General features: G+C 71.2%; 25 protein-coding genes and 1 riboswitch. Of the genes, 19 read left to right on the forward strand and 6 right to left on the reverse strand.

Annotation, left to right across the window (positions count from 1 at the left end; genetic code table 11):
• Positions 1 to 113: 113 nt before the first annotated feature.
• The 6 genes from AB0N90_RS08680 to AB0N90_RS08705 all read left to right on the forward strand — a co-directional run bounded on the left by AB0N90_RS08680 (position 114) and on the right by AB0N90_RS08705 (position 7,191).
• Positions 114 to 734 carry a heme-copper oxidase subunit III gene (locus AB0N90_RS08680; RefSeq protein ID WP_111582346.1) on the forward strand — a complete coding sequence of 207 codons (621 nt, stop codon included), beginning with the start codon at positions 114 to 116 and terminating at the stop codon, positions 732 to 734.
• A gap of 64 nt (positions 735 to 798) precedes the next feature.
• Complete coding sequence (locus AB0N90_RS08685; RefSeq protein WP_037652970.1) at positions 799 to 1,611, forward strand: c-type cytochrome; 813 nt, start codon at positions 799 to 801, stop codon at positions 1,609 to 1,611.
• Positions 1,608 to 2,666, forward strand: coding sequence for a Rieske 2Fe-2S domain-containing protein (locus tag AB0N90_RS08690; protein WP_361671144.1), 1,059 nt, complete (start codon positions 1,608 to 1,610; stop codon positions 2,664 to 2,666). Before AB0N90_RS08685 ends, AB0N90_RS08690 begins: the two co-directional genes overlap by 4 nt.
• A complete protein-coding gene (locus AB0N90_RS08695) occupies positions 2,663 to 4,300 on the forward strand; it encodes a cytochrome bc complex cytochrome b subunit (RefSeq protein ID WP_085564350.1) in 1,638 nt (545 codons plus the stop codon). The genes AB0N90_RS08690 and AB0N90_RS08695 overlap by 4 nt, the downstream gene beginning before the upstream one ends.
• A 122-nt stretch (positions 4,301 to 4,422) precedes the next feature.
• On the forward strand, positions 4,423 to 5,487 hold the full coding sequence (gene trpD / locus AB0N90_RS08700) for an anthranilate phosphoribosyltransferase (RefSeq protein ID WP_365194148.1): 1,065 nt from the start codon (positions 4,423 to 4,425) through the stop codon (positions 5,485 to 5,487).
• Between the two features lie 84 nt (positions 5,488 to 5,571).
• Positions 5,572 to 5,688, forward strand: a riboswitch (SAM riboswitch).
• Between the two features lie 162 nt (positions 5,689 to 5,850).
• A complete protein-coding gene (locus tag AB0N90_RS08705; protein WP_365194150.1) occupies positions 5,851 to 7,191 on the forward strand; it encodes an aminotransferase class V-fold PLP-dependent enzyme in 1,341 nt (446 codons plus the stop codon).
• 39 nt (positions 7,192 to 7,230) lie between these two features.
• Here the strand turns inward: AB0N90_RS08705 and AB0N90_RS08710 are convergent, their stop codons facing one another.
• Both AB0N90_RS08710 and AB0N90_RS08715 read right to left on the reverse strand, forming a co-directional pair.
• Positions 7,231 to 7,512 (reverse strand): Lrp/AsnC ligand binding domain-containing protein, encoded by a 282-nt coding sequence (locus tag AB0N90_RS08710; protein ID WP_046421294.1) that lies wholly within the window; start codon positions 7,510 to 7,512, stop codon positions 7,231 to 7,233.
• Positions 7,509 to 8,246, reverse strand: coding sequence for a rhomboid family intramembrane serine protease (locus AB0N90_RS08715; RefSeq protein WP_365194153.1), 738 nt, complete (start codon positions 8,244 to 8,246; stop codon positions 7,509 to 7,511). The genes AB0N90_RS08710 and AB0N90_RS08715 overlap by 4 nt, the downstream gene beginning before the upstream one ends.
• Positions 8,247 to 8,394: 148 nt before the next feature.
• On the opposite strand from AB0N90_RS08715, the gene AB0N90_RS08720 reads away from it, so the two are divergent.
• The 5 genes from AB0N90_RS08720 (at position 8,395) to AB0N90_RS08740 (ending at position 13,780) form a co-directional block, all read left to right on the forward strand.
• The gene (locus AB0N90_RS08720; RefSeq protein WP_037652985.1) at positions 8,395 to 8,634 is read left to right on the forward strand and encodes a hypothetical protein; all 240 of its coding nucleotides are present in this window, start codon (positions 8,395 to 8,397) and stop codon (positions 8,632 to 8,634) included.
• Between the two features lie 52 nt (positions 8,635 to 8,686).
• Positions 8,687 to 10,030 (forward strand): NYN domain-containing protein, encoded by a 1,344-nt coding sequence (locus AB0N90_RS08725; protein WP_365194156.1) that lies wholly within the window; start codon positions 8,687 to 8,689, stop codon positions 10,028 to 10,030.
• 211 nt (positions 10,031 to 10,241) lie between these two features.
• Positions 10,242 to 11,276, forward strand: a complete 1,035-nt coding sequence (locus AB0N90_RS08730) for an NlpC/P60 family protein (RefSeq protein ID WP_361671132.1) — start codon at positions 10,242 to 10,244, stop codon at positions 11,274 to 11,276.
• A gap of 242 nt (positions 11,277 to 11,518) precedes the next feature.
• Positions 11,519 to 12,562: an NlpC/P60 family protein gene (locus tag AB0N90_RS08735; protein WP_365194159.1), complete on the forward strand. Its 1,044-nt coding sequence runs from the start codon at positions 11,519 to 11,521 to the stop codon at positions 12,560 to 12,562.
• A 30-nt stretch (positions 12,563 to 12,592) separates the two neighbouring features.
• On the forward strand, positions 12,593 to 13,780 hold the full coding sequence (locus tag AB0N90_RS08740) for a hypothetical protein (protein ID WP_365194161.1): 1,188 nt from the start codon (positions 12,593 to 12,595) through the stop codon (positions 13,778 to 13,780).
• Between the two features lie 12 nt (positions 13,781 to 13,792).
• On the opposite strand, the gene AB0N90_RS08745 is transcribed toward AB0N90_RS08740, so the two are convergent.
• On the reverse strand, positions 13,793 to 15,022 hold the full coding sequence (locus AB0N90_RS08745; RefSeq protein WP_365194164.1) for a glycosyltransferase 87 family protein: 1,230 nt from the start codon (positions 15,020 to 15,022) through the stop codon (positions 13,793 to 13,795).
• A gap of 131 nt (positions 15,023 to 15,153) precedes the next feature.
• Between AB0N90_RS08745 and AB0N90_RS08750 the strand changes: the two genes are divergently transcribed.
• Positions 15,154 to 16,296 (forward strand): glycosyltransferase family 4 protein, encoded by a 1,143-nt coding sequence (locus AB0N90_RS08750; protein ID WP_365194167.1) that lies wholly within the window; start codon positions 15,154 to 15,156, stop codon positions 16,294 to 16,296.
• 85 nt (positions 16,297 to 16,381) lie between these two features.
• On the opposite strand, the gene AB0N90_RS08755 is transcribed toward AB0N90_RS08750, so the two are convergent.
• Positions 16,382 to 18,178 (reverse strand): AMP-dependent synthetase/ligase, encoded by a 1,797-nt coding sequence (locus AB0N90_RS08755; RefSeq protein WP_365194169.1) that lies wholly within the window; start codon positions 18,176 to 18,178, stop codon positions 16,382 to 16,384.
• A 298-nt stretch (positions 18,179 to 18,476) separates the two neighbouring features.
• Between AB0N90_RS08755 and AB0N90_RS08760 the strand changes: the two genes are divergently transcribed.
• The 6 genes from AB0N90_RS08760 to AB0N90_RS08785 all read left to right on the forward strand — a co-directional run bounded on the left by AB0N90_RS08760 (position 18,477) and on the right by AB0N90_RS08785 (position 23,537).
• On the forward strand, positions 18,477 to 19,274 hold the full coding sequence (locus tag AB0N90_RS08760) for a metallophosphoesterase (protein WP_365194172.1): 798 nt from the start codon (positions 18,477 to 18,479) through the stop codon (positions 19,272 to 19,274).
• A 129-nt stretch (positions 19,275 to 19,403) separates the two neighbouring features.
• Complete coding sequence (locus AB0N90_RS08765) at positions 19,404 to 19,841, forward strand: SRPBCC family protein (RefSeq protein WP_361671113.1); 438 nt, start codon at positions 19,404 to 19,406, stop codon at positions 19,839 to 19,841.
• A 55-nt stretch (positions 19,842 to 19,896) separates the two neighbouring features.
• Positions 19,897 to 21,075: an ArsA-related P-loop ATPase gene (locus AB0N90_RS08770; protein WP_365194175.1), complete on the forward strand. Its 1,179-nt coding sequence runs from the start codon at positions 19,897 to 19,899 to the stop codon at positions 21,073 to 21,075.
• Positions 21,076 to 21,138: 63 nt separating this feature from the next.
• Positions 21,139 to 21,639: a DUF5304 domain-containing protein gene (locus AB0N90_RS08775; RefSeq protein WP_365194177.1), complete on the forward strand. Its 501-nt coding sequence runs from the start codon at positions 21,139 to 21,141 to the stop codon at positions 21,637 to 21,639.
• A gap of 66 nt (positions 21,640 to 21,705) precedes the next feature.
• Positions 21,706 to 22,659 carry an ROK family glucokinase gene (locus AB0N90_RS08780; protein WP_037653011.1) on the forward strand — a complete coding sequence of 318 codons (954 nt, stop codon included), beginning with the start codon at positions 21,706 to 21,708 and terminating at the stop codon, positions 22,657 to 22,659.
• A gap of 101 nt (positions 22,660 to 22,760) precedes the next feature.
• Positions 22,761 to 23,537, forward strand: coding sequence for an endonuclease/exonuclease/phosphatase family protein (locus AB0N90_RS08785; RefSeq protein WP_365194179.1), 777 nt, complete (start codon positions 22,761 to 22,763; stop codon positions 23,535 to 23,537).
• Between the two features lie 71 nt (positions 23,538 to 23,608).
• Here the strand turns inward: AB0N90_RS08785 and AB0N90_RS08790 are convergent, their stop codons facing one another.
• Both AB0N90_RS08790 and AB0N90_RS08795 read right to left on the reverse strand, forming a co-directional pair.
• On the reverse strand, positions 23,609 to 24,247 hold the full coding sequence (locus AB0N90_RS08790) for a hypothetical protein (protein WP_365194182.1): 639 nt from the start codon (positions 24,245 to 24,247) through the stop codon (positions 23,609 to 23,611).
• Entirely contained in the window at positions 24,240 to 25,019 is a 780-nt protein-coding gene (locus tag AB0N90_RS08795; RefSeq protein ID WP_365194185.1) for an alpha/beta fold hydrolase, read from the reverse strand. Before AB0N90_RS08795 ends, AB0N90_RS08790 begins: the two co-directional genes overlap by 8 nt.
• 186 nt (positions 25,020 to 25,205) lie before the next feature.
• On the opposite strand from AB0N90_RS08795, the gene AB0N90_RS08800 reads away from it, so the two are divergent.
• Positions 25,206 to 26,039 carry a lysophospholipid acyltransferase family protein gene (locus AB0N90_RS08800; protein WP_365194736.1) on the forward strand — a complete coding sequence of 278 codons (834 nt, stop codon included), beginning with the start codon at positions 25,206 to 25,208 and terminating at the stop codon, positions 26,037 to 26,039.
• Positions 26,040 to 26,050 lie beyond the last annotated feature (11 nt).

Consider the following 26,050-nt stretch of genomic DNA (forward strand, 5'->3'; position numbering starts at 1 on the left):
GGGCCGTTTGGGCGGATGTTACTCCCATGAACACCACGTCAACACCGGTTCGGAGGGCAGCAACACTCCGAACGGCACCCCCCGGAGTGAGGGCGAGATAAGCGACCGACATAATGTCGGTCGTGGCGACAGCAACGACAGTAGAAACCGGGCACGCGCACCCGTCGGTCAACCGGCCGAACCTCACCAGCGTCGGAACCATCATCTGGCTGAGTTCCGAGCTGATGTTCTTCGCGGCCCTCTTCGCGATGTACTTCACCCTCCGGTCGGTGACCGGACCGGCTCACTGGAAGCACATGGCTTCAAGCCTCAATGTGCCTTTCTCCGCGACGAACACCACGATCCTGGTGCTCTCGTCGCTCACCTGTCAGCTCGGCGTGTTCGCGGCCGAGCGGGGCGATGTGAAGAAGCTCCGTGGCTGGTTCATCCTCACCTTCATCATGGGTGCGATCTTCATCGGCGGTCAGATCTACGAGTACACGAGCCTGGTGAAGGAGGACGGCCTCTCGCTCTCCTCCGATCCGTACGGCTCGGTGTTCTACCTGACCACCGGCTTCCACGGCCTGCATGTGACGGGCGGTCTCATCGCCTTCCTGCTGGTCCTCGGCCGCACCTACATGGCCAAGAGGTTCACCCACGAGCAGGCGACGGCCGCCATCGTCGTGTCCTACTACTGGCACTTCGTGGATGTCGTCTGGATCGGCCTCTTCGCCACGATCTATTTGATCAAGTAGCCGGGACCGCTCCCGCTCAAGTCCAGAAGCACCGACGCAGAAGATCCTGACACCGGGGTAATCCGTGAAAAAGCTCTCCGTACGACGACGCCATCCGCTGGCGGCGGTCGTCGTCCTACTCCTCGCGCTGGCGGCCACTGGGGGGCTGTACGCCGCGTTCGCGCCCGCGGGCAAGGCGCAGGCCGACGCAGGCTCCCAGTCCTTGACCATCAAGGAGGGTAAGAAGCTCTTCGAGGTCGGCTGCGCCAGCTGCCACGGCACCGGTGGGCAGGGATCCTCCGACGGGCCGAGCCTGGTCGGCGTGGGCGCCGCGGCCGTCGACTTCCAGGTCGGCACCGGCCGTATGCCGGCCGCGACCTCGCAGGGCGCCCAGGTCCCGCGCAAGAAGACCGTGTACACCCAGACCCAGATCGACCAGCTCGCCGCGTACATCGCGTCGCTGGGCGCCGGTCCGGTGGTGCCGACCAAGCAGCAGTACGGTCCGGACGGCGCGGACATCGCCAAGGGTGGCGAGCTGTTCCGCACCAACTGCGCGCAGTGCCACAACTTCACCGGTAAGGGCGGTGCCCTCACCAAGGGCAAGTTCGCCCCCACGCTGGAGGGCGTCGACCCGAAGCACATCTACGAGGCCATGCAGACGGGCCCGCAGAACATGCCGTCCTTCCCGGACACCACGCTGTCCTCGCAGAACAAGAAGGACATCATCGCGTACCTGCACGCGGTCGACAGCAGCGAGACGACGAACCCGGGCGGTCTTGAGCTGGGCGGCCTCGGGCCGGTCAGTGAGGGCCTGTTCGCCTGGATCTTCGGTCTCGGCGCGCTGATCGCCGTCGCCGTCTGGGTCGCCGCTCGGACCGCAAAGGCCAAGAAGTCATGAGTAGCCAAGACATTCCAGAAGAGAACCTGCCCGCTGAGCAGGACCACGCGCATGGCGCGGTAGCCGTCGCGGACGAGGAGAACCCGTTCGCCGACCCGGGGCTGCCGCCCCACGAGCACCGCATCCAGGACATCGACGAGCGGGCCGCCCGGCGGTCCGAGCGTATGGTCGCCCTGCTGTTCACGATCTCGATGCTGGCCACCGTCGGCTTCATCGTGTCGTACGTGACGATCCCGCATGACAAGAACATCTTCGTGTTCCCGATCGGGCACGTCAGCGCGCTGAACTTCGCGCTGGGCCTGACCCTGGGCGTGGCGCTGTTCTGCATCGGCGCGGGCGCGGTCCACTGGGCCCGCACCCTGATGTCCGACGTCGAGGTCGCGGACGACCGGCACGCGATCGCGGCCGCTCCCGAGGTCCGGGCGAAGGTCCACGCGGACTTCCGCCAGGGCGCCAAGGAGTCGGCGCTCGGCCGCCGCAAGCTGATCCGCAACACGATGTTCGGCGCGCTGGCCCTGGTGCCGCTCTCCGGCGTCATGCTGCTGCGCGACCTCGGTCCGCTGCCCGGCACCTCGCTGCGGCACACCCTGTGGGCCAAGGGCAAGCGCCTGGTGAACATGAACACCAACCAGCCGCTGCGTCCCGAGGACATCGCCGTCGGCTCCCTCACCTTCGCCAAGCCGGACGGCCTGGAGGAGACGGACGAGGAGTTCCAGAACGAGCTGGGCAAGGCCGCGCTGATGATCGTCCGGCTCCAGCCGGACAACATCAAGGACAAGCGCGAGCTCGACTGGTCGCACGAGGGCGTCGTCGCGTTCTCCAAGATCTGCACCCACGTCGGGTGCCCGATCTCGCTGTACGAGCAGCAGACGCACCACGTGCTGTGCCCGTGCCACCAGTCCACCTTCGACCTCTCCGACGGCGCCCGAGTGATCTTCGGCCCCGCCGGCCACGCCCTGCCGCAGCTGCGCATCGGTGTGGACAGCGAGGGTTACCTCCAGGCGCTCGGCGACTTCGAGGAGCCCGTCGGTCCTGCATTCTGGGAGCGCGGATGAGTACTGCAGCGAACGACACCTCCCGCGCACGCGGGAAGGCCCCGGCCGGCGAGCGCATCGCCGACTGGGCCGACGGCCGGCTCGGGATCTACTCCCTGGCCAAGGCCAACATGCGCAAGATCTTCCCCGACCACTGGTCGTTCATGTTGGGCGAAGTGTGCATGTACAGCTTCATCATCATCATCCTGACGGGTGTCTATCTGACACTGTTCTTCCACCCGTCGATGAACGAGGTCGTGTACCACGGCAGCTATGTCCCGCTCCAGGGGCAGATGATGTCGGAGGCGTTCAACTCGACCCTGCACATCTCCTTCGATGTGCGCGGTGGTCTGCTCGTCCGGCAGATCCACCACTGGGCCGCGCTGATCTTCCTCGCCGGCATGTTCGTGCACATGATGCGTGTGTTCTTCACCGGCGCGTTCCGCAAGCCGCGTGAGATCAACTGGCTGTTCGGCTTCCTGCTGTTCGTCCTCGGCATGTTCACCGGTTTCACCGGTTACTCGCTCCCGGACGACCTGCTCTCCGGCACCGGTGTGCGCTTCACCGAGGGTGCGATCCTGTCCATGCCGATCGTCGGCACGTACATCTCGTACTTCCTCTTCGGCGGTCAGTTCCCCGGCCACGACTTCGTCGCCCGGTTCTACTCGATCCACATCCTGCTGCTGCCGGGCATCATGCTCGGCCTGATGGTGGCGCACCTGATCCTGGTCTTCTACCACAAGCACACGCAGTTCGCGGGTCCGGGCAAGACCAACAACAACGTCGTCGGCATGCCGCTGCTGCCGGTCTACATGGCCAAGGCCGGAGGCTTCTTCTTCCTGGTCTTCGGTGTCATCGCGGCCATCGCCGCGGTCGCGCAGATCAACCCGATCTGGGCCATCGGCCCCTACCGGGTCGACCAGGTCTCCACCGGCGCCCAGCCCGACTGGTACATGGGCTTCGCCGAGGGTCTGATCCGCTTCATGCCGGGCTGGGAGATCAACTTCTGGGGCCACACCCTGGTCCTGGGCGTGTTCATCCCGCTGGTCCTCTTCGGTGTGGTGCTGGGCGCGATGGCGGCCTACCCGTTCATCGAGTCCTGGATCACCGGCGACAAGAGCGAGCACCACATCCTGGACCGCCCGCGCAACGCCCCGACCCGTACGGGTCTCGGTGTCGCCTGGGTGACGATGTACATGATCACGCTGGTCGGTGGTGGCAACGACCTGTGGGCCACCCACTTCCACCTGTCGATCAACGCCGTGACCTGGTTCGTGCGGATCTTCTTCTTCGTCGGTCCGGTCATCGCGTTCATCGCCACCAAGCGGATCTGCCTCGGCCTCCAGCGCCGCGACCGCGACAAGGTGCTGCACGGTCGCGAGACCGGCATCATCAAGCGGCTGCCGCACGGTGAGTTCATCGAGGTGCACGAGCCGCTCAGCCAGGAGCAGCTGCACACCCTCACCACGCACACGCAGTACGCGCCGGCCGAGATCGGCCCCGCGGTCGACGAGAACGGTGTCGAGCGCAAGGTGACGGCGTCCGAGAAGCTCCGGGCGAAGCTGTCCAACGCCTACTACGGCGAGGACAACCAGATCCCGAAGCCGACCTCCGAGGAGTACAAGGAGATCACGAGCGGCCACGGCCACCACTGATCCCCGCGTCGCCACGCCACAGAGGGGCCCCGTCCGCGAGCCGGACGGGGCCCTTCCCCGTGCCCGGGGCTCGATAAGGTGGTGTACGAGTTTCCACCCCTGTGTACGACAAGGAGCGGCTGATGAGCGCTGTGACCCCCGCCGGAGGCGACACCGCGGCGGCCCGCTCCTGGCCCGCCCTGCTGAACGGCCTGCTGACCGGCCAGAACCTGTCCGCGGACGACACCGCCTGGGCGATGGACCTGATCATGCGGGGCGAGGCGACCGACGCCCAGATCGCCGGGTTCATGGTGGCGCTGCGCGCCAAGGGCGAGACCGTCGAGGAGATCTCCGGTCTGGTGCGCACCATGTACGCGCACGCGAACGTGATCGAGGTGCCCGGCCCGGCCGTGGACATCGTCGGCACCGGCGGCGACGGCGCCAAGACGGTGAACATCTCCACCATGTCCTCGATCGTGGTCGCGGGCACCGGCGCCAAGGTCGTCAAGCACGGCAACCGCGCCGCCTCCTCCGCCTCCGGCTCCTCCGACGTCCTGGAGAAGCTGGGCATCAACCTCCAGCTGACCCCGAAGCGGGTCGCCGAGGTCGCCGAGGAGGCCGGCATCACCATCTGCTTCGCGGTGAAGTTCCACCCCTCGCTGCGCCATGTCGCCGCCGCCCGCGGCCAGTTGGGCATCCGTACGACCTTCAATGTGCTCGGCCCGCTGACCAACCCGGCGAAGGTGCGCGCCCAGGCGGTGGGCGTCGCCGACCCGCGCATGGCGCCCGTGGTGGCCGGGGTCTTCGCCGAGCGCGGCAACTCCGCGCTGGTCTTCCGCGGCGACGACGGCCTGGACGAGCTGACCGTCACCGGCACCTCCCGGGTGTGGGTGGTGCGCGACGGCAAGGTCTCCGAGGAGGTCTTCGACCCGCGCGACGTCGGCATCGAGCCGGTCCCCCTGGAGGCCCTGCGCGGCGCGGACGCGGCCTATAACGCGGAGGTCGCCCGCCGGGTCCTGGACGGCGAGCGGGGGGCCGTACGCGACGCGGTGCTGCTGAACTCGGCGGCGGCCCTCGTGGCCCTGGAGCCGACCGACGCCCCGCTCACCGAGCAGCTGCGCGACCGGATGGCGAAGGCCGCCGAGTCCATCGACTCGGGCGCGGCCAAGCGCACCCTGGAGCGCTGGGTGGCCGCCAGCAACGCCTGACGGCCACAGGCTGATACGACTGATCGTCCCGCGATCCGGACACGGGTTGCGGGACATCGATCTTTTCGCGTACGTTCCCTGTCAGGTCATGAGTGACAGTCATGAGGCCCCGGCCGACTGTCCGGCAACCCTCCGTCCGTGGCGGGGTGCCCCGGGTGAGGACCAGGTCGTAGGCAGCGAGGTCTACGGCAAGCGCGGACCCCTCGGGCGCTGTTGACAGCGCCGGGCCAGGGGTCCTGGTCGGTCGAGGGAGCCTCCCGTGAGCAAGCGAATGCGCTAGGGCCGCCGAGCCCCGCCTCCGCGCACCCCTTTCACCTTTCTTCCGTACGCCTCCTTTGGCGTGCGTTCTCACGGGAGTTCCCCATGTCTGTCTCCGCCGTTGCCGTCGACCCGTCGATTTCCACCCCGCTGCCCGTTCTGGGGCGAGATGTCACCGTGCCGCTCGTCACCGGCGGCACCATCACCTACGCGGCCCTCGACTACGCGGCCAGCGCCCCCGCCCTCCAGCGCGTCTGGGACGACGTCGCCGCCTACGCGCCGTACTACGGCAGCGTCCACCGGGGTGCCGGGTACCTCTCCCAGTTCTCCACCGACCTGTTCGAGAAGGCCCGTCGCACGGTCGCGGAGTTCCTCGGCTGCCGCGCCGACGACCAGGTGGTCTTCACCCGCTCGACCACCGACTCGCTGAATCTGCTGGCCCGGGTGGTCCCGGCCGACTGCCGGGTCTTCGTCTTCGAGACCGAGCACCACGCCTCGCTGCTGCCCTGGCGGGACGACCGGGTCACCTACCTGGACGCGCCGCGCAGCCCCCGGGAGGCCGTCGAGACGCTGGAGCGGGCCCTCGCCGACCGGGACCCGTACGGCCCGGCCCTGGTCTGCGTCACCGGCGCCTCCAATGTCACCGGCGAACTGTGGCCGGTGCGCGAGCTGGCCGCCGCCGCGCACGCCCACGGCGCCCGGATCGTCCTGGACGCCGCCCAGCTGGCCCCGCACCACCCGGTCTCCCTCGCCGACCTGGACGTCGACTGGGTCGCCCTCTCCGGGCACAAGCTGTACGCCCCGTTCGGCGCGGGCGTGCTGGCCGGGCGCGCGGACTGGCTGCGGGACGCCGAGCCGTACCTCGCGGGCGGCGGCGCCAGCCGCAGGGTCGCCCGGCGCGCGGACGGGGGCGTGGAGGTGGAGTGGCACGAGAGCGCCGCCCGGCACGAGGCGGGCTCCCCGAACGTCATCGGCGCCTACGCCGTCGCCTCCGCCTGCCAGGCCCTCACCGAGGCCGGCTGGGACGCGCTGGTCGCCCGCGAGCAGTATCTGATCGACCGGGTGCGCACCGGACTCGCCGAGATCCCGCAGGTCAGGGTGCTCTCCCTGTTCGGGGACGACGCGCCGCGGGTCGGGGTGCTCTCCTTCGTGGTGGACGGCTGGAACAGCTCCCACTTCGCGGCCGCGCTCTCCGCCGAGTACGGCATCGGCGTCCGCGACGGCCTCTTCTGCGCCCACCCGCTGCTGCGCACCCTGCTGGGCACGGCCCCCGAGACCCCCGCCGAGTGCGGCGCCCCGTCCCTGAACGCCATCCGCGCGAGCTTCGGCGCGGGCACCCCGGACGAGCATGTGGACCGCTTCGTCACGGCCGTACGGCAGCTGGTGACGGAGGGTGCGAAGTGGACGTACCGCACGGAGGAGGGGCGCTGCGTGCCGGTGGCGTAAAGCGATCGGCCGGCCGGTGAGGCGGCTTTCGGCGAGCGGTCAAGAGTCCAGGCCGATCGCGAAGGCCGCCTCCAGGTCGTGCTGCGAGTACGTCCGGAACGCCACATGCGTGTCCGTCGCCTCGACGCCGGGGATCCTGCTGATCCGCCCGGGGATCACATCGGCCAGGTCCTCGTGCTCCCGCACCCGCACCATGGCGATCAGGTCGTACGTACCGGTGACGGAGAAGACCTCGCTCACCGACTCCAGCGAGGCGATCTGCTCGGCGATCTCGGGAATCCGGTCCACGCTGGTCTTGATGAGGACGATCGCGGTGATCACGGCTGGTTCTCTCCCTCGGGGGCCGGTTCAGGTGCGCATTTCACTCTATCCCCACGTCCGAAGCGCACCCACGCGTAGACGAACCCCGCCCCGAACCCCACCAGGTGCGCCAGATACGCCACCCCGGGACCCTGTACCGAGCGCCCCGCCGCGAGCCACTGGAGCGTCACCCAGAACGGCAGCACGACCCAGGCGGGAAAGCGCAGCGGCAGGAAGAAGAGGAACGGCAGGAGACTGGTGACACGGGCCCGCGGGAACAGGAAGAGAAAGGCCCCGAGCACCGCCGAGATCGCCCCCGACGCGCCCACCAGGGACTGCTCGGAGGTCTCGTTGGCGACCGCGTACCCCAGCAGGGCCAGATAGCCGCAGCCGATGTAGAAGACGGTGAACTCCACCCGGCCCATCCGCTCCTCGGTCAGTACGCCGAAGACGAGGAGGAAGAGCATGTTGCCGAGCAGATGCACCCAGTTCCCGTGCACGAACAGCGCCGTGACCGGGGTCAGCGCATGCGCCAGGGGCCTGGCGAACAGCTCGGCCGGGACCACCCCCCAGGTCCGGAAGTACACCCGCTGCGCGTCCTGGAGCACATACCCGGTGCCGTACCCGGGGACGATCCCGGAGGCCGGGCCCAGGACGAAGATCAGACAGCACAGGGCGATCAGGCCGTATGTCATCGGCGCGTCCCGAAGTGCCCTGAAAGTCCTGCCGCCCGCCGCGCTCCACTCGCTGATCATGAACACAGAGCATGACGTAACCGGACGCAAGCTGACAGACCGCCTCGCCGCCTTGGATGGACGGGCGGCGAGAGGCCGCCAGGCCGTAGGGTTACGAGCCACACGCGTCGGCCCGCCGGCGCGGTCCGACCGACCTGAGAAGGGCACGATGACGGTTCCCCAGCCGACCGCCACGACGCGATGGCGCTGCACCCTGTGCGGCAACCTCACCCGCTTCGACGTCACGCGCTCCTCGAAGGTCGTGGAGTATGTCCACCTCGACCTCGCGGGTGAGCCGACGGTGGAGGAGCGCCAGGTGGTCAGTGAGACCATCGAATCGGTGCGCTGCCGCTGGTGCAACGCGGTGGACCAGGTGGAACTCGTGGACAGGCCGGGCACCGACTCCTGACGGGGCCGGGCCCGAAGAGGCATATCTTCGGCAAGGTAGTGGGGTGTGACGGATGGTGGAGAGCGCAGGCGGGGGGCCGGGCGACGGCACCGCTGAGGTGCTTGACCGTCCGCTGTCCGACGGGGTGCGCCGCAGGGTCGTCGCGATCGTCTCGGAGTGCTTCGGCAAGCTGACCGTGGCCGAACTGCCCGCACAGCTGCGGCAGTACGCCCGGTTCGCCCCGAATCGTCGCGCGAAGTTCGCCGGGAACGCGATGGCCGCGGCGCTGGAGACCGACACGCTGTTCCGGCAGCGGATCGGCGAGAAGTTCCGCGCCGCGCAGCCGGAGTTGGCCGGCGCCCTGGAGGCCGGCTCGGTGCCCGCGGCCGTCGACCCGCTCGATGTGGCGGCGGCCGCCTGTGTGCTGCGCCCCGCGGGCTGGGTGAAGCTGGTCACCGCGGCCGGCGAGGAGGCGCAGCGCGCCGACGCCGAGCGGGCCGACGAGGAGGGCCGCGCCGAACTGGAGCGGCTGCGCGCCGAACTGGACCGCGCCCGCGAGCACACCAGGACCGAGACCGAACGGCTGCGCACGGAGCTGGAGACGGCGAAGCGGGACCTGGAGTCCCTGAACCGCAAGCTGCGCTCGGCGCAGAGCGATGTGCGCCGGGGCGAGGCCGCGCTGCGCAAGGCGCAGGGCGAGATGGACGCCGTACGCGCCGAGGCGGGCGGCCGGGTGTCGGCCGCGGAGAGCGAGTCGCGGCGGCTCAAGGCGCGGCTCGGCGAGGCGGAGGCGGCCCTGGAGGCCACCCGCAAGGCCGCCCGCGAGGGCCGCAGCGTGGAGGACATGCGGGTACGGCTGCTGCTCGACACCCTGCTGGAGGCCACCCAGGGTCTGCGTCGCGAGCTGGCGCTGCCACCGGTGTCCGTGCGCCCGGCCGAGACCGTCGACGCGGTGGAGCCCGGCCGGATGACGCCGAAGGACATCGCGACGCGCGCCCTGTCCGAGCACGACCCGGCGATCCTCGACCAGTTGCTCGCGCTGCCCCAGGCGCATCTGGTCGTCGACGGCTACAACGTGACCAAGACCGGCTATCCGCAGATGCCGCTGGAGAAGCAGCGGCTGCGGCTGCTGGGCCAGTTGTCCGCGCTCGCCGCGCAGACCGGCGCCGAGGTGACCTGCGTCTTCGACGGCGCCGAGCTGGCCGCGCCGGTGCTGCTCGCGCCGCCGCGCGGGGTGCGGGTGCTGTTCTCCAAACCGGGCGTCACGGCCGACGAGCTGATCCGCCAGCTGGTGCGCGCGGAGCCGCCGGGCCGGCCGGTCATCGTCGCCTCCACCGACCGCGAGGTCGCCGACGGCGTGGCGCGGGCGGGTGCCCGGCCCGTGGCCTCTGCGGTACTTCTGAAGCGACTGTCCTGAAGGCCCAACGGGCGTAGGTAATGCCCGAATTGGCCGCCCCGTCACGCAACGTAGGGTCAATCGGCCATCACTGCTCGTGGATTGTGTGCAAAGAATGCATTGCGTGACGGGAATTTTTGCCGTGAGGATTTGAATGATCACAACATGGTCACTAGGGTCGGGGCTCGAACCTCCGAACGGGTGAACACTCACAAGAAGGAGTTCGTCCTCCGTGGCGTCCCACCGTCGACCCAAGCAGCAGAGCCGTGCACGCGTGACCGTGCTGACCACCGCAGCAGCCGCCGCCGTCGTGCTCAGCGCGAACGCCGCGAACGCCGCGCCGAGCGAGAAGCTCAGCAAGGACCAGGTCAAGTCCAAGGTCGACAAGCTGTACGAGCAGGCCGAGCAGGCCACCGAGAAGTACAACGGCGCCAAGGAGAAGCAGCAGAAGCTCCAGAAGGAGATCTCCACGATCCAGGACAACGTCGCGCGGGGTCAGGAAGACCTCAACAAGCTGCGCGACGGCCTGGGTTCGCTGGCCACGGCCCAGTACCGCTCCGGCGGTATCGACCCCTCGGTCCAGCTCTTCCTCTCCTCCAACCCGGACGACTTCCTCGACAAGGCGTCCACCCTCGACCAGCTGAGCAGCCAGCAGGTCGACGCGCTGCGCAAGATCCAGAGCAAGCAGCGCGAACTCGCCCAGGAGCGCTCCGAGGCCACCGAGAAGCTCAAGGACCTCGCGGACACCCGCACCGAACTGGGCAACAAGAAGAAGGACGTCCAGGGCAAGCTGGCCGAGGCCCAGAAGATCCTCAACAGCCTCACCGCCAAGGAGAAGGCCGACCTCGCCGCCCAGCAGCAGCGTGCCGACCGCTCCTCCAGCGAGCGGGTGAACCTCGGCGACGCCCCGCCCGCCTCCGGCAGGGCCGCGGCCGCCTTCGCCGCCGCCCAGAGCCAGATCGGCAAGCCGTACGTCTACGGCGCCACCGGCCCCTCCTCCTTCGACTGCTCGGGTCTGACCTCCTACGCCTACGCGCAGGCCGGCGTCTCCATCCCGCGCACCTCCGAGGAGCAGGCCAACATAGGCACCCGGATCTACAGCCAGAGCCAGCTCAAGGTCGGCGACCTGGTGTTCTTCTACGGCGACATCCACCACGTCGGCCTGTACGCGGGCGACGGCCAGGTGCTGCACGCCCCGCACACCGGTGCCGTGGTGCGCTATGAGGCGATGTCCGACATGCCGTTCCAGTTCGGCGTCCGGGTTTAAACCCCCGACGCTCCCGGGGAGGGCGCCCGATCGGGCGAATCCACGGGACGCAAACTGACTCCACGCCCCGCCGGTGACCTGCGTCAGCGGCGGGGCGTCACTCATTGTTGCCGTCGCGGTCTTTGGCCGCGACCCTTCCGCACGGCTACTGTCTGCCGCGTTTCCCCGGCGCCGGGGCCTCCCCGTCCCCAGGCGCCGGGGAACGTCGTCCGCGTCAGCCAGTGGAAGGGGTTCGGCACACCGTGGGGTCCCATCGCCGCCTTGCACCGTCCGGGAAGCGCCGCGCACCGGCCGGATTCGACCGGGGTGCCGCAGCCCTGTGCGCCCTGTCGGCCGCCGCCGCGGCCCTCGGCGCAGTACCGGCGCACGCCGCGCCGCATCCCGACGCCCGCGCCGAGGTGGACCGGCTCTACACGGAGGCCGAGCAGGCGACCCAGGACTACGACCGGGCCCAGGAGCGCACCGACGCGCTGCGCCGCGAGGTCCGCCGCACCCAGGACCGGGTCGCCCGCCGCCAGCAGGACGTCAACACGCTGCGCGAGGAGCTGGGTTCGCTGGCCGGGGCGCAGTACCGCTCGGGCGGCATCGACCCGGCCGTCGCGCTGCTCTTCTCCGACGACCCCGACGACTACCTCGACAAGGCCGCCACCCTCGACCGGATCAGCGCCCAGGAGGCGGGCCGGCTGCGGGAGTTGCGCTCCGCGCTGCGCGAGCTGGACCAGGAGCGGGCGGAGGCGGCCGACGAACTCGACGCGCTGGACCGCGGCCGCCGGGAGGTCGCCGCGCACAAGCGGACGGTGGAGGGCAAGCTCGCCCGGGCCCGGCAGCTGCTGAACACGCTGTCCGCGGCCGACCGCGCCGCCTACGACCGGTCCTCCCGCTCGGCAGGACCCGACCGGCTCGGCCTGCCCGACCTGACCGGCCTGGCGGGCGCCCCCGACGCGCGCGCCGCCGCGGCCCTGGCCGCCGCCCGCTCCGCGCTCGGCCGCCCCTATGTGTGGGGCGCCAACGGGCCCTCCGGCTTCGACTGTTCGGGCCTGATGCAGTGGTCGTACGCGCACGCCGGAATCCAGCTGCCCCGCACCTCCCAGGAGCAGCGGTTCGCCGGGCGGCGCGTCCCGCTCTCCCAGGCCCGCCCCGGCGACCTGGTCGTCTACCGCTCCGACGCCAGCCATGTGGCGATGTACGTCGGCCACGGCCAGGTCATCCACGCGCCCCATCCGGGAGCCGCGGTGCGCTACGACCCGGTGGGGATGATGCCGATCTCCTCGGTGACCCGGCCCTGACGCCCCGGCGGCGCGCCGTACGATCGTGTGATGGCCGGTGGCAGGCGGGTGAGAAGCGGCGGGGCGGCGGCCCTGTGTCTGCTGCTGTCCCTGACCGGGTGCGCCGGGCGGACGGCGGCCGACTCCGCGAAGAGCGAGGTGCAGCACCTCCTGGACCTGCGCTCGGCGGCGCTGCTGCGGCACGACGCGGGGGCGTACGGCGCGACGGGCGCGAGCGCCGAGTACACCAGGCTGCGGGCCCTGCCGCTGGCCTCCTGGGCGTACCGGATCACCACGCTGCGCCGGACCGCCGCGGGGGCCACCGCGGACGCCGACCTCACCTACAAGGTCGCCGGGTACGACCGGGCCCCCGTCGACACCCGGCGCACCCTCACCCTGGCCCGCACCGCCTCCGGCACCTGGTACGTCAGCGCCGACCGGCCCGCCGACAAGTCCGGGCAGCAGCTGTGGGACCAGGGCACGGTGACCGCCGTACCCGGCGCGCACAGCCTGGTGCTCGGCACCGGGCAGCCGGCGGCCGAGCTGCGCGGGTACGCGCGGATGGCCGACGAGGCGGTACCGGCGGTGACCAAGGAGTGGGGCACCGACTGGACGCGCCGGGTCGTCGTCCTGGTCCCCAAGTCCCTGACGGGCATGGCGGGTCTGCTCGGCTCGCCCGCCGCGAACTACCGGGGGATCGCCGCCGTGACCACCGGGGAGGCGGGCGGCGCGGGGCAGACACCGGCCGACCGGGTGGTGATCAACCCGGACGCGTACGCCGTCCTCGGCGCGATGGGCAAACAGGTCGTCCTCACCCACGAGACCACCCATGTGGCCACCCGCGCCCACACCACCGCGGCCACCCCCCTCTGGCTCTCCGAGGGCTACGCCGACTGGATCGGCTACCTGGGCACCGACCGCACCCCGGCCCAGGCCGCCCCGGAACTCGCCCGCGCCGTCGCCGCCGGCCAGGTGCCCGCCGCGCTCCCCACCGACAAGGACTTCGGCTTCACCAGCGACCCCACCGAGCTGGCCCGGGCCTACGAGAGCGGCTGGCTGGCCTGCCGCATGATCGCCGACCAGTGGGGCGCGGCCCGCCTCGCCGCCTTCTACCGCGCCGTCGGCACCCACACCACCCGCCCCGGCGCCGTCGAGACCGCCCTGCACGACATCCTGGGCCTGACCTCGGACACCTTCACCACCCGCTGGCAGAAATACGTCAGGACGCAGCTGGGCTGAGTGTGCGCGTCCTCAACGGGAGGCCGAGGTCTCCCTGTTGGCGGGAAGCGCCTGGAGCGGGGTTGTCGTCGGGGAGGTGGTCGTCTGCCAGAGGTGGTGGGCCGCGAGGAGGGTGGCGGTGGCCAGGAGGGCGTTGCGGAGGAACAGGAGGGTGATTCCGTACCAGTCGCTGGAGACCACGTGGACGAAGCCGACGGGGAATTCCAGGACGGTCAGGAAGGAGGCGGCCAGGACCAGGAGGGCGGGTGTGGTCATCCGGGAGGCGCGGTGGGTGAGGCAGACGGCGGCCAGGCCGATCAGCCAGACCAGGTACTGGGGGCTGATCACCCGGCTCGTGGTGGTGAAGAGGAGCACGGCGGTCAGCGCCGCGTCCGTCAGGGTGTGCGGGGGGAAGCGGCGGGCCCTGAGGCGCCACAGCAGCAGCCAGCCGAACGCGCCCGCCGTCAGGGCCAGCGCCGCCGCGCTCACCTCGGGCACGTACGGGCCCAGGAACTCGATCGAGCCGTAGTTCAGCAGCACCTGCCCGCTCCAGCCGAAGTGCCGGGCCACATGGAAGACCAGGGCGCCCAGCGACTCCACCTCCGTGCCCCGCTCCCGCTGGAAGGTCAGGAAGGCGAACGCGCCCGGCATCCACAGCGCGAACGCCGCCGCGAGCCCCGCCCCCGTCACCGCCGCCGACACCCACGCCCGGCGCCGTACCGCACCGGCCAGCAGCAGCGCAGGCCACACCTTCAGCAGCGCCCCGAAGGCCGCCAGCGCGCCCATCACCCGGGGATGCCGGGCCCCCGCGAGCAGCGCGGCCACGGCCACCGCGGTCACCATCACGTCGTAGCGCGCGTACACCGTCGGCCCGAGCAGCGGGACGCCCGCCACCCACACCCAGGCCCCGCGCCGGGACCGGCCGGGCCGCCGGGCCGAGCGCAGCAGCAGCGCCAGGACCACCAGGTCGGCGAGGAACGCCAGCGCGAAGAAGGCGTGCGGATAGGAGAGGAACGGCAGCAGGGCGGGCGCGAGGATCGCCAGCGCGGCGGCCGGCGGGTACTGCCAGGTGACGTCGTCCAGCGGGAAGGTGCCCTGGCGCAGCACCTCGTACCAGTTGCGGTAGATCACCGAGACGTCCGTGGTGACGTCCGGGCCGGGGATGACGTACACCCCGAGGACGAGGAGCAGCAGCACCACACGGGTGACGCACCAGGTCGCGAGCAGGTACGCCGGCGACCGCCGGGCGTCCTTGGTCTCCACGTCTTCCCCTGCCGTTCGATTCCGTTTCGGGTCCCGCATCGCGTGACCATGATGGCGTGAGCGCCGGGGACCGTGCCAACGCACCCGGCCGCGCCCGGCGCCGGACGGCCGATTCGGTAGGGTCGGCGGCGATGCACAAGACCCTGATCGTGACCAACGACTTCCCGCCCCGGCCGGGCGGCATCCAGGCCTTCCTGCACAACATGGCACTGCGCCTGGACCCCGACCGGCTGGTCGTCTACGCCTCCACCTGGAAGCGCGGCCGGGAGGGCATCGAGGCGACGGCCGCCTTCGACGCCGAGCAGCCCTTCACCGTCGTACGCGACCGTACGACCATGCTGCTGCCGACCCCCGGGGCGACCCGGCGCGCGGCCGCTCTGCTGCGCGAGCACGGCTGCACCTCGGTGTGGTTCGGGGCCGCGGCACCGCTCGGGCTGATGGCGCCCGCGCTGCGCCGGGCCGGTGCCGAGCGCCTGGTGGCCACCACCCACGGGCACGAGGCCGGCTGGGCCCAGCTGCCCGCGGCCCGGCAGCTGCTGCGCCGGATCGGCGAGGCCACGGACACGATCACCTACCTGGGCGAGTACACCCGCTCCCGGATCGCCGGCGCGCTCACCCCGGAGGCGGCGCGGCGGATGGTGCAACTGCCGCCCGGCGTCGACGAGAAGACCTTCCACCCGGCCTCCGGCGGCGACGAGGTCCGCGCCCGGCTCGGCCTCACCGACCGCCCGGTCGTCGTCTGCGTCTCCCGGCTGGTGCCGCGCAAGGGCCAGGACACACTGATCCGGGCCATGCCCCGGATCCTTACCGCCGAGCCGGACGCCGTGCTGCTGATCGTCGGCGGCGGCCCCTACGAGCAGGATCTGCGCCGCCTCGCCCGGGAGACCGGCGTCGATGCCGCGGTCCGCTTCACCGGCGCCGTCCCCTGGTCGGAGCTGCCCGCCCACTACGGCGCGGGCGATGTCTTCGCCATGCCCTGCCGCACCCGCCGCGGCGGCCTCGACGTCGAGGGCCTCGGCATCGTCTACCTGGAGGCGTCCGCGACCGGACTGCCGGTCATCGCGGGCGACTCCGGCGGCGCCCCGGACGCGGTCCTCGACGGGGAGACCGGCTGGGTGGTCCGCGGCGGCGAACCCCTGGACGCCGCCGACCGCATCGTCACCCTGCTCGGCGACCCCGAACTGCGCCGCAGGATGGGCGAGCGGGGCCGCCGGTGGGTGGAGGAGAAGTGGCGCTGGGATCTGCTGGCCGAGCGGCTGAAGGAACTTCTCTGACGGCCACCGATGAACTGGCGGCCCGTCAGTTGATCCTGACGAGCCGTCAACTTCCTTGTGGTGTCGATCGCCTGAGGCGCCTCGCCTACTTCGCGTAGATCGCCTCGATCTCGTCCGCGTAGTCCTTGGCCACCACGTTCCGCTTGAGCTTCAGCGACGGGGTGAGGTGGCCCGAGTCCTCCGTGAACTGGGACGAGAGGATGCGGAACTTGCGCACCGACTCGGCCTTGGACACCGCCGCGTTGCCGTCGTTCACGGCCTCCTGGATCGCGGCGTTCAGATCCGGGTCGTCGCGCAGGGACGCCGCCGTGGAACCCGCCGGCTTGCCGTGCTCCGCGGCCCAGCGCGCCAGGAACTCCTCGTCCAGCGTGATCAGCGCGCCGACGAACGGCCGCCCGTCGCCGACCACCATGCACTCCGCGACCAGCGCGTGCGCGCGGATACGGTCCTCGATCACCGCGGGGGCCACGTTCTTGCCGCCCGCCGTGACGATGATCTCCTTCTTGCGGCCGGTGATCCGCAGATACCCGTCCTCGTCCAGGGTGCCGATGTCCCCGGTGTGGAACCACCCGTCGGCCAGCGCCTCCGCCGTCGCGCCCGGGTTGTTCCGGTACTCCTTGAACAGGTGCTCGCCGTGCAGCAGCACCTCGCCGTCGTCCGCTATCCGCACCACGGAGCCGGGCAGCGGCTGACCCACGGTGCCGATCTTCTGCCGGTCCCACGGGTTGAACGCGGTCGCCGCGCAGGACTCGGTGAGGCCGTACCCCTCCAGCACCGTGAAGCCGATGCCGCGGAAGAAGTGGCCGAGCCGCTCGCCCAGCGGGGCGCCGCCGGAGATGGCGTACTCGCCCCGGCCGCCGAGGACCGCGCGCAGCTTGCCGTAGACCAGCTTGTCGAAGACCTTGTGCTTGATCCTCAGCCCCAACGACGGCCCGGACGCGGTGTCCTGGGCCTTGCTGTACGCGATCGCGGTGTCGGCCGCCTTGTCGAAGACGGCACCCTTGCCGTCCGCCTGCGCCTTGGCGCGCGCGGAGTTGTAGACCTTCTCGAAGACCCGGGGCACGCCGAGGATCAACGTCGGCCGGAACGCGGCCAGTTCATCGGTGAGGTGCTTGATGTCCGGGACGCAGCCCAGCTTGATGGGGGCCATCATCGGCGCGATCTGCACCAGCCGGCCGAAGACATGGGCCAGCGGCAGGAAGAGCAGCACCGAGCACTCACCGGTGCGGAACAGCGGACGCAGCCGCTCCACGATGTTGCCGCACTCCGCGAAGAAGCTGCGGTGGGTGAGCACACAGCCCTTGGGGCGGCCGGTGGTGCCGCTGGTGTAGACGATGGTGGCCGGGTCGTCGGCGCAGGCGAGCGAGGAACGCTCGTCCACCGTCTCCTCCGACACGCCCTGGCCGAGCCGCGCCAGCTCCTCGACGGCGCCGGCCTCGATCTGCCAGACGTTCTTCAGCGTGGGCAGCGTGTCGCGTACGGCCTCCACGGCGGCCGCGTGCGCGTCCAGCTCCACCACGCAGGCGGTCGCGCCCGAGTCGGAGAGGATCCACTGCACCTGCTCGGGCGAGCTGGTCTCGTACACCGGCACGGTCACCGCGCCCGCGCTCCAGATGGCGAAGTCGAGGAGCGTCCACTCGTAGCGCGTCCGGGACATCAGGCCCACCCGGTCGCCCGGCTGCACCCCGGAGGCGATGAGTCCCTTGGCCGCGGTGTGCACCTCGGCGAGGAACTCCCGGGCCGTCACGTCCTGCCAGGTGCCGCCGGACTTACGGGCGATCACGGCGACGTCGGGATGCTGCGCGGCGTTTCTGCGGACGATGTCGGTCAGGTTTCCGTCCGCAGGGACCTCGTACAAGGCCGGAAGGCTGAACTCGCGCAAGACTGCTGCTCCTCATAGGGCGCCGGCGCCACGACGTTGTGTGATGCGACGGTGCGGTCCAAGGCTCGGGCTGGTGCTCGGGGCTACCGGTGGCTGAAACCCAGAGCACGACTGGACTGCCCGGACGTTACCCGTCGGTATGCGGTTCCCGACAGGGGGTCCCGGCCAGATGTTCGCTGCGTCACACAGGATGGCGTTCCTTCGCGCACAGTAGTCCACGGCCTCTCCGACCGGCGAGTAACCGCAGGCCACGACCAGGACTGTTCACCTGCGACACACACGCCTACGCTTGATCGCCATGGCATCCACACCCCCTCGAAGCAGCCGCCATCGCGTCCATGTGGTCAGCGATGTGCACGGCAACGCCCGGGACCTGGCGCGGGCCGGCGAGGGTGCCGATGCCCTGATCTGCCTGGGCGATCTGGTGCTCTTCCTCGACTACGCCGACCACTCGCGCGGCATCTTCCCCGACCTGTTCGGGGAGGCGAACGCCGACCGCATCGTGGAGCTGCGCACCGCCCGGCGCTTCGAGGAGGCCCGCGCCTTCGGCGCCGAGCTGTGGGGCGGGATCGAGGGCGACCGCTTCACCGCCATCGAGAAGGCGGTGCGCAAGCAGTACGCCGAACTCTTCGCCGCGTTCCCCACCCCGACGTACGCCACCTACGGCAATGTCGACATGCCGCAGCTGTGGCCGGAATACGCCGGTCCCGGTGTCACCGTCCTCGACGCGCAGCGGGTGGAGATCGGCGGATGGACGTTCGGCTTCGTCGGCGGGGGGCTGCGCACGCCCATGCGGACGCCGTACGAGATCTCCGACGAGGAGTACGCCGCGAAGATCGAGGCCGTCGGCGAGGTCGACGTGCTGTGCACACACATCCCGCCGGAGATGCCGGAGCTGGTCTACGACACCGTCGCGCGCCGTTTCGAGCGGGGGAGCCGGGCGCTGCTGGACGCCATCCGGCGTACCCGGCCCCGGTATTCGCTCTTCGGGCACGTCCACCAGCCGCTGGCGCGCAGGATGCGTATCGGGGCGACGGAGTGTGTGAACGTGGGGCACTTCGCGGGGAGCGGGCGGCCGTGGGCCCTTCAGTGGTGACGGGCCCTTCAGTGGTGATGGGGCGAGGACGGGGCTGAAGCGGGCGCACGGTAGCCTTCACGCTGCACACACGTGCGCAGTGGCGCACGGCAAGAGTCTCTTCGGTCCGCATCTGGAGGAGCCACGGCGATGGCGGAACACACCAGTTCGAGCATCACGATCGAGGCGGCTCCGGCCGACGTCATGGCGGTGATCGCCGACTTCGCCCGCTACCCGGACTGGACCGGTGAGGTGAAGGAGGCGGAGATCCTCAAGACCGACGAGCGGGGACGTGCCCAGGAGGTACGGCTCGTCATGGACGCCGGTGCGATCAAGGACGACCAGACGCTCGCGTACACCTGGGCCGGTGACAACGAGGTCTCCTGGACGCTGGTCAAGTCCCAGATGCTGCGTTCGCTCGACGGGTCCTATCTGCTGGCGCCGGCGGGACAGGGCGGCACCGAGGTCACGTACCGGCTCACCGTCGACGTCAAGATCCCCATGCTCGGCATGATCAAGCGCAAGGCGGAGAAGGTCATCATCGACCGTGCCCTGGCGGGCCTGAAGAAGCGCGTCGAGACCCCCTGACACCGGTCCCCTCACCGCGACACCCCCCACGGAGTGTCCGTTACCGTTCGGACTCATGCGGACCATCCTGATCACGGGGCCCGGTGGCAGCGGGCGGACGACCGTCGCCGCCGCCACCGCGCTGCGCGCCGCCCGCGAGGGCAGTCGGACCTTGTTGCTGAGCGCGGAGCGCCCGGACACCCCCGGCGCGGTGCTGGGGACGCCGACCGGGGCCCGGCCCGTGGAGATCGAGCCCCGGCTCACCGCCTGGCGCCCCGACGCCACCGCCGGCTTCCGCCAGGACCTCGCCGAGTTCCAGCAGCGCGCCGCCGGCGTCCTCGATCTGCTCGGCGCCTCCCGCCTGGACGCCGAGGAGGTCACCCCGCTGCCCGGCGCCGAGGAGCTGACGTTCCTGCGCGCCCTGCGCGACGCCGCGCTCTCCGAGCGGTACGACCTGCTCGTCGTGGACCTGCCACCGCTGCCCGGGGCCCTCGCCCTGCTCGCCCTCCCCGAGGAACTGCGCCGCTATCTGCGCCGCCTGCTGCCCCCCGAGCGCCAGGCCGCCCGCGCCCTGCGCCCCGTGCTCGGCCGGCTCGCCGGTGTCCCCATGCCCGCCGACTGGCTGTACGAGACGGCCGGGCGCTGGGACGTGGAACTGGCCGCCGTGGAGGCCGTACTCACCGACCGCGACACCGCCGTACGCCTCGTCGCCGAACCCACCCCGGCCGCCGTGGACGCGGTGCGCACCGCCCGGCTCGGCCTCGCCCTGCGCGGTCTGCGCACCGAGGCCCTGGTCGCCAACCGCGTGCTGCCCGACACCACCCCCGACACCTGGCTCGCGGGCCTGGTCGCCCAGCAGCGCAAGGCGCTCCGGGAGTGGGCGGGCGAGGGCGAGTACGAGGTGCACGCCGTGCCGCACCTCGGCCGCGACCCCGGCTCCCCGGACGACCTCGCCGCCCTCGGCGTACCCGCCGTCACCGGCGCGGACCGCCCCGTCGAGTGGCCCGTCGCCGACCGGATCGCCGAGGACGGGGTGCTGGTCTGGCACATCCCGCTGCCCGGCGCCATACGGGAGGAACTCGATCTGATCCGGCGCGGCGACGAACTGGTGATCACCGCGAGCGCCTTCCGGCGGATCGTCTCCCTGCCCTCCGCGCTGCGCCGCTGCACCGTCTCCGGCGCCGGTCTGCGCGAGGGCGAGCTGCGGGTGCGCTTCGCCCCGGACCCCGGACTGTGGCCCGCCGCCGCACGGTGAACGGGTCACCGCTGTTCGGGTAACGTCGTATACGTAAGGGCGTACCGCAGTCAGGAGTCCGCCATGAGCGAAGAGCGCCCCGCCGAACCGCACGAGGAGCCGCGGGTGAGCGACGCCGACGCCTGGGCCACGGCCTGCGCCGAGGACCTGGAGGCCGAGAAGGCCCGTCGCCGCACCACCTACGGGCCGCCCCCCGGTTCCGCCGCCGACGAACTGAAGAAGCTCGTGGACTCGGTGGCCGACAAGCTGTCCGGCCTCCAGTCCCCCCTCGGTGCCCTCGCCGGACCCGCGGCCCAGCAGATGGTCAAGCAGGTCGTCCAGCAGGCGAAGGCCGCCGTCGAACCCGTCATCGAGCGCAACCCCGGCGTCTTCGACCATCTCGCCGCCGCCGGCAGCGAACTGCTCGCCGCCTACCGCTCCGCCGTCCAGTCCCAGGAGCAGCGCTGGACCGCCGGTCCTGACGACGTCGCGGACGAGTGGCGCAAGGAGCGCGAGGACGACGGCGGCAAGGGGCGCGACCGGGGTGAGGGGACCGGCTCCGGAGAGCGCATCGACCTGGACTGAAACCCTCGCCCGCAAGGGCCTCGGGTACGGTTGGCCGTAGCGGGGCTCGACCGAACTGAGGGATTCATGGGACTCACCATCGGCGTCGACATCGGCGGCACCAAGATCGCGGCCGGCGTGGTCGACGAGGAAGGCAACATCCTCTCGACCTTCAAGGTGCCGACCCCCACCACGCCCGAGGCCATCGTGGACGCCATCGCCTCCGCGGTGGAGGGCGCGCGTGCCGGGCACGAGATCGTCGGCGTGGGCATCGGTGCGGCCGGTTACGTCAACCGGCAGCGCTCCACCGTCTACTTCGCCCCCAATATCGACTGGCGCAACGAGCCGCTCAAGGAGAAGGTCGAGGCCCGCACCGGCCTCCCCGTCGTGGTCGAGAACGACGCCAACGCCGCCGCCTGGGGCGAGTACAAGTTCGGCGCCGGCAAGGGCCACCGCAACGTCATCTGCATCACCCTCGGCACCGGCCTCGGCGGCGGCATCATCATCGGCAACAAGCTGCGCCGCGGCCACTTCGGCGTGGCCGCCGAGTTCGGCCACATCCGGATGGTCCCGGACGGCCTGCTCTGCGGCTGCGGCTCGCAGGGCTGCTGGGAGCAGTACGCCTCCGGGCGCGCCCTGGTCCGGTACGCCAAGCAGCGCGCCAACGCCACGCCCGAGAACGCGGAGGTGCTGCTCTCGCTCGGCGACGGCACCCCGGACGGCATCGAGGGCAAGCACATCTCCATGGCCGCCCGGCAGGGCGACCCGGTGGCCGTCGACTCCTACCGCGAGCTGGCCCGCTGGGCCGGCGCCGGACTCGCCGACCTGGCCTCCCTCTTCGACCCGTCCGCCTTCATCGTCGGCGGCGGCCTCTCCGACGAGGGCGAGCTGGTCCTGGACCCGATCCGCAAGTCGTACAAGCGGTGGCTGGTGGGCGGGAACTGGCGTCCCGTCGCCGATGTGATCGCGGCGCAGCTCGGCAACAAGGCGGGCATGGTCGGCGCGGCGGACCTGGCCCGTGAGCCCGATCCGATCATGTAGCGATCGCTGGTGAGGGGGGTGGACCCACCCACCTCGGGGCGCGGCCGGCCACCATGAACCGGCTGCCGCGCACCCACCCCCCTGGGCGTACATTGATCCACATGGCGCCGCTCCCCAACTCCCACACAGAACCCGATGGTTCAGCCGTCGTCCGTGTGCTGAGCTACAACATCCGCTCCCTGCGCGACGACACCGACGCCCTCGCCCGGGTGATCACCGCCTGCGCGCCGGACCTGGTCCTCCTCCAGGAGGCGCCCCGGTTCTTCCGCTGGCGCAAGAAGCTCGCGCGGCTCGCCGGGGCCAGTGGTCTCGTCGTCCTCACCGGCGGCGGCACCACGGCGGGACCCGCGATCCTGTGCTCGCTGCGCGCCATCGTGGAGCGCACCGAGGACGTCCTGCTGCCGCTCACCCGCGGACTGCACCGGCGCGGTCTCGCCACCGCGGTGGTCCGTATCGGCGGTGCCCGGCTCGGGGTGATCAGCTGCCATCTCAGCCTCGACGGCACCGAGCGGTACGCCCAGGGCGGGCTGCTCCTCGACCGGCTCGACGGACTCGGTGTGGAGCACGCCCTGGTGGGCGGCGATCTGAACGAGGGCCCCGACGGCCGCACCTTCGCCCTGCTCGCCGGTGCCCTTCAGGACTGCCGGGCGGCGGCCCCCTGGGGCGGCGAGGAGACCTGGACGCGGGGCGGGCCGGCGCGGCGTATCGACGCGGTGTTCGCCACCAAGGGCATCGAGGTCCTCGGCTGCGGGGTCCCGGAGGACCTGCCGGGTATCACCCGCGCCGACCTGACCGCCGCCACGGACCACCTCCCGGTCCTGGCCGCCCTGCGCATCCCGGCCGCCGCACAGGAACCCGAACCCGGCCAAGCCCTCTAGCCCAGGCTCCCGGGCTCCGGCCGGACCACGGCCCCGACCGGACCGAGTCTTCGAGCCGGCCCCGGCCCCGGCTAGACCACGGCCCCCCGGCCCGGATCATCGTCGTCGTCCTCGTCGGTCCGCATCCGCGCCACCAGCGTCGCGAAGCCGCCGAGGAAGCCGCCGATGCCGAGGGTCGTCAGCCACCAGGTCATGTCCCAGCCGAGCAGCACCGCCACCAGCAGCAGGATCGGGCCGCCGACCACGCCGAGCCAGGCGAACTTCGACGTGGTGTCGCCGGTGTCCAGCGGCGGCGGCTCGGGCGGCACGAAGTGGCCCTCGTCGTCCCCGTCGAAGTCGTCCTCGGACGGCTCCGGCGCACGGTGGTCGCGGGGGCCGACACCGGGCGCGAAGGAGATGGAGCTGCCCAGCGGCCGGGCGGGCCGCGGCTCCTCCTTCTCCTTCTTCTTGCCGTCGTCCTTCTCGCCGTCGTCGCCCCCGTGCGCCGCGGCGTCCTTCTCCAGCTTCTCCAGCAGCGCGTCCTTCTCCAGCAGCGCCAGGTCCTCCACCGGCTTGAAGGGCTTGGCTCCCGGCGGGTCCGGCGGCTCCTCGCCGTATCCGGCCACGATGGCCCGCCAGGCGGCGTCCTCGTCGAAACGCAGCCCGTTCTCCTCCGGTTCCCGGTCCTCCCGGTCCTCGCGGCCCTCGGGACCCGGATCGTGCTCAGCCAACTGCGGCCGTCCCTTCCTTGCCCGGAATCGGTGCGAGCCGGCCGATGAAACCGAGGCTCTCCTCGAAGATCCGGTCCGCGTCCACATCCAACGTCGCGACGTGGTAGCTGTGTTCCAGCACGATCTCCCGGACATCGGCGGACGAGATCCGCTCCAGCACCCGGGCCGAGTCGACGGCCGGTACGACATGGTCCTGGGCGCTGCGCAGCAGCAGCAGCGGCTGGTCGATCCGGGGCAGCTCACCGTCGAGGCGGCGCAGGAACCGGCGCAGCGAATGCGCCGCGTGCAGCGGCACCCGGTCGTAACCCGTCTCGGCCACGCCGCCCTTGGCGATGTCACTGGCGATGCCCTTGGTGGACCGCACCAGATGCCGGGCCACGGGCAGCGCGTACGCGGACAGGCCGTGGACCTTGTTCGCCGGGTTGACGACGACCACGCCGCTGATCCGCTCGCCGTGCAGGGCGGCCAGCCGCAGCGCGAGGGCGCCGCCCATCGACAGGCCCGCGACGAACACCTGGGAACAGCGCTCGGACAGCAGCCGCAGCTCGCGGTCCACCTCCGCGTACCAGTCCTGCCAGCCCGTGAGCTGCATGTCCTCCCAGCGCGTGCCGTGTCCCGGCAGCAGGGGCAGCGACACCGTCAGGCCGTGCGCGGCGTGGTGCTCCGCCCAGGGACGCAGTGACTGCGGCGAGCCGGTGAAGCCGTGACAGAAGAGGACGCCCACCTCGCCGCCGGAGTGGCGGTACGGCTCGGCTCCAGGGAGAACCGGCACCTTCGACGCTCCTGTTCCTGGGGAAGGGCCCCGCCGCCATCGGCCGGGGCGTGGAGAGAACACGCGGATGTGCTTCACCGTACGCGACCGCACGGACACCGACCAGGGCCGTCGGGTGCTTTGACGGTCCAGGGGGTTAAGGTCTGTTCGACGGAAACGGGAGGCACACGGGTGTTGTACGGCACGATGAAGGTCGCCATCGGAGGGCCGCTGAAGCTCGCCTTCAGGCCCTGGGTGGAGGGCCTGGAGAACATTCCGGCCGAGGGAGCGGCCATCCTGGCCAGCAACCATCTGTCCTTCTCGGACTCGTTCTTCCTGCCGACGATGCTCGACCGCAAGGTCACCTTCATCGCGAAGGCCGAGTACTTCACCACGCCCGGGGTGAAGGGCCGGCTCACCGCCGCCTTCTTCAAGGGCGTCGGCCAGCTCCCGGTGGACCGTTCCGGTGCCCGGGGCGCCGGTGAGGCCGCGATCAAGAGCGGCATCGAGGTGCTGGAGCGCGGCGAGCTGTTCGGCATCTACCCCGAGGGCACCCGCTCGCCCGACGGCCGGCTCTACCGGGGCAAGCCCGGGGGCCTCGCCCGGGTGGCGCTCGCGACCGGTGCCCCGGTGATCCCGGTGGCGATGATCGACACCGAGAAGATCCAGCCGCCCGGCCAGGTGATGCCGAAGCTGATGCGGCCCGGCATCCGGATCGGCAAGCCTCTCGACTTCAGCCGCTACCAGGGCATGGAGCACGACCGCTTCGTACTGCGCGCGCTGACCGACGAGGTCATGTACGAGATCATGAAGCTCTCCGGCCAGGAGTACGTCGACATGTACGCGACCGCCGCCAAGCGGCAGATCGCGGAGGCGGCGAAGGCGGCCAAGGAAGCCGACAAGGCGGAGAAGGAAGCAGAGAAGGAAGCGGAGAAGGCGGAGAAGGCCAGGGAAGCGGAGAAGGCCAGGGAAGCGGAGAAGGCCAGGGAAGCGGAGAAGGCCAGGGAAGCGGAGAAGGCCAGGGAAGCGGAGAGCAAGTAGCCGCACGGGGT

This window comes from Streptomyces sp. NPDC093018 (assembly GCF_040684035.1).
Taxonomy (GTDB): domain Bacteria; phylum Actinomycetota; class Actinomycetes; order Streptomycetales; family Streptomycetaceae; genus Streptomyces; species Streptomyces murinus.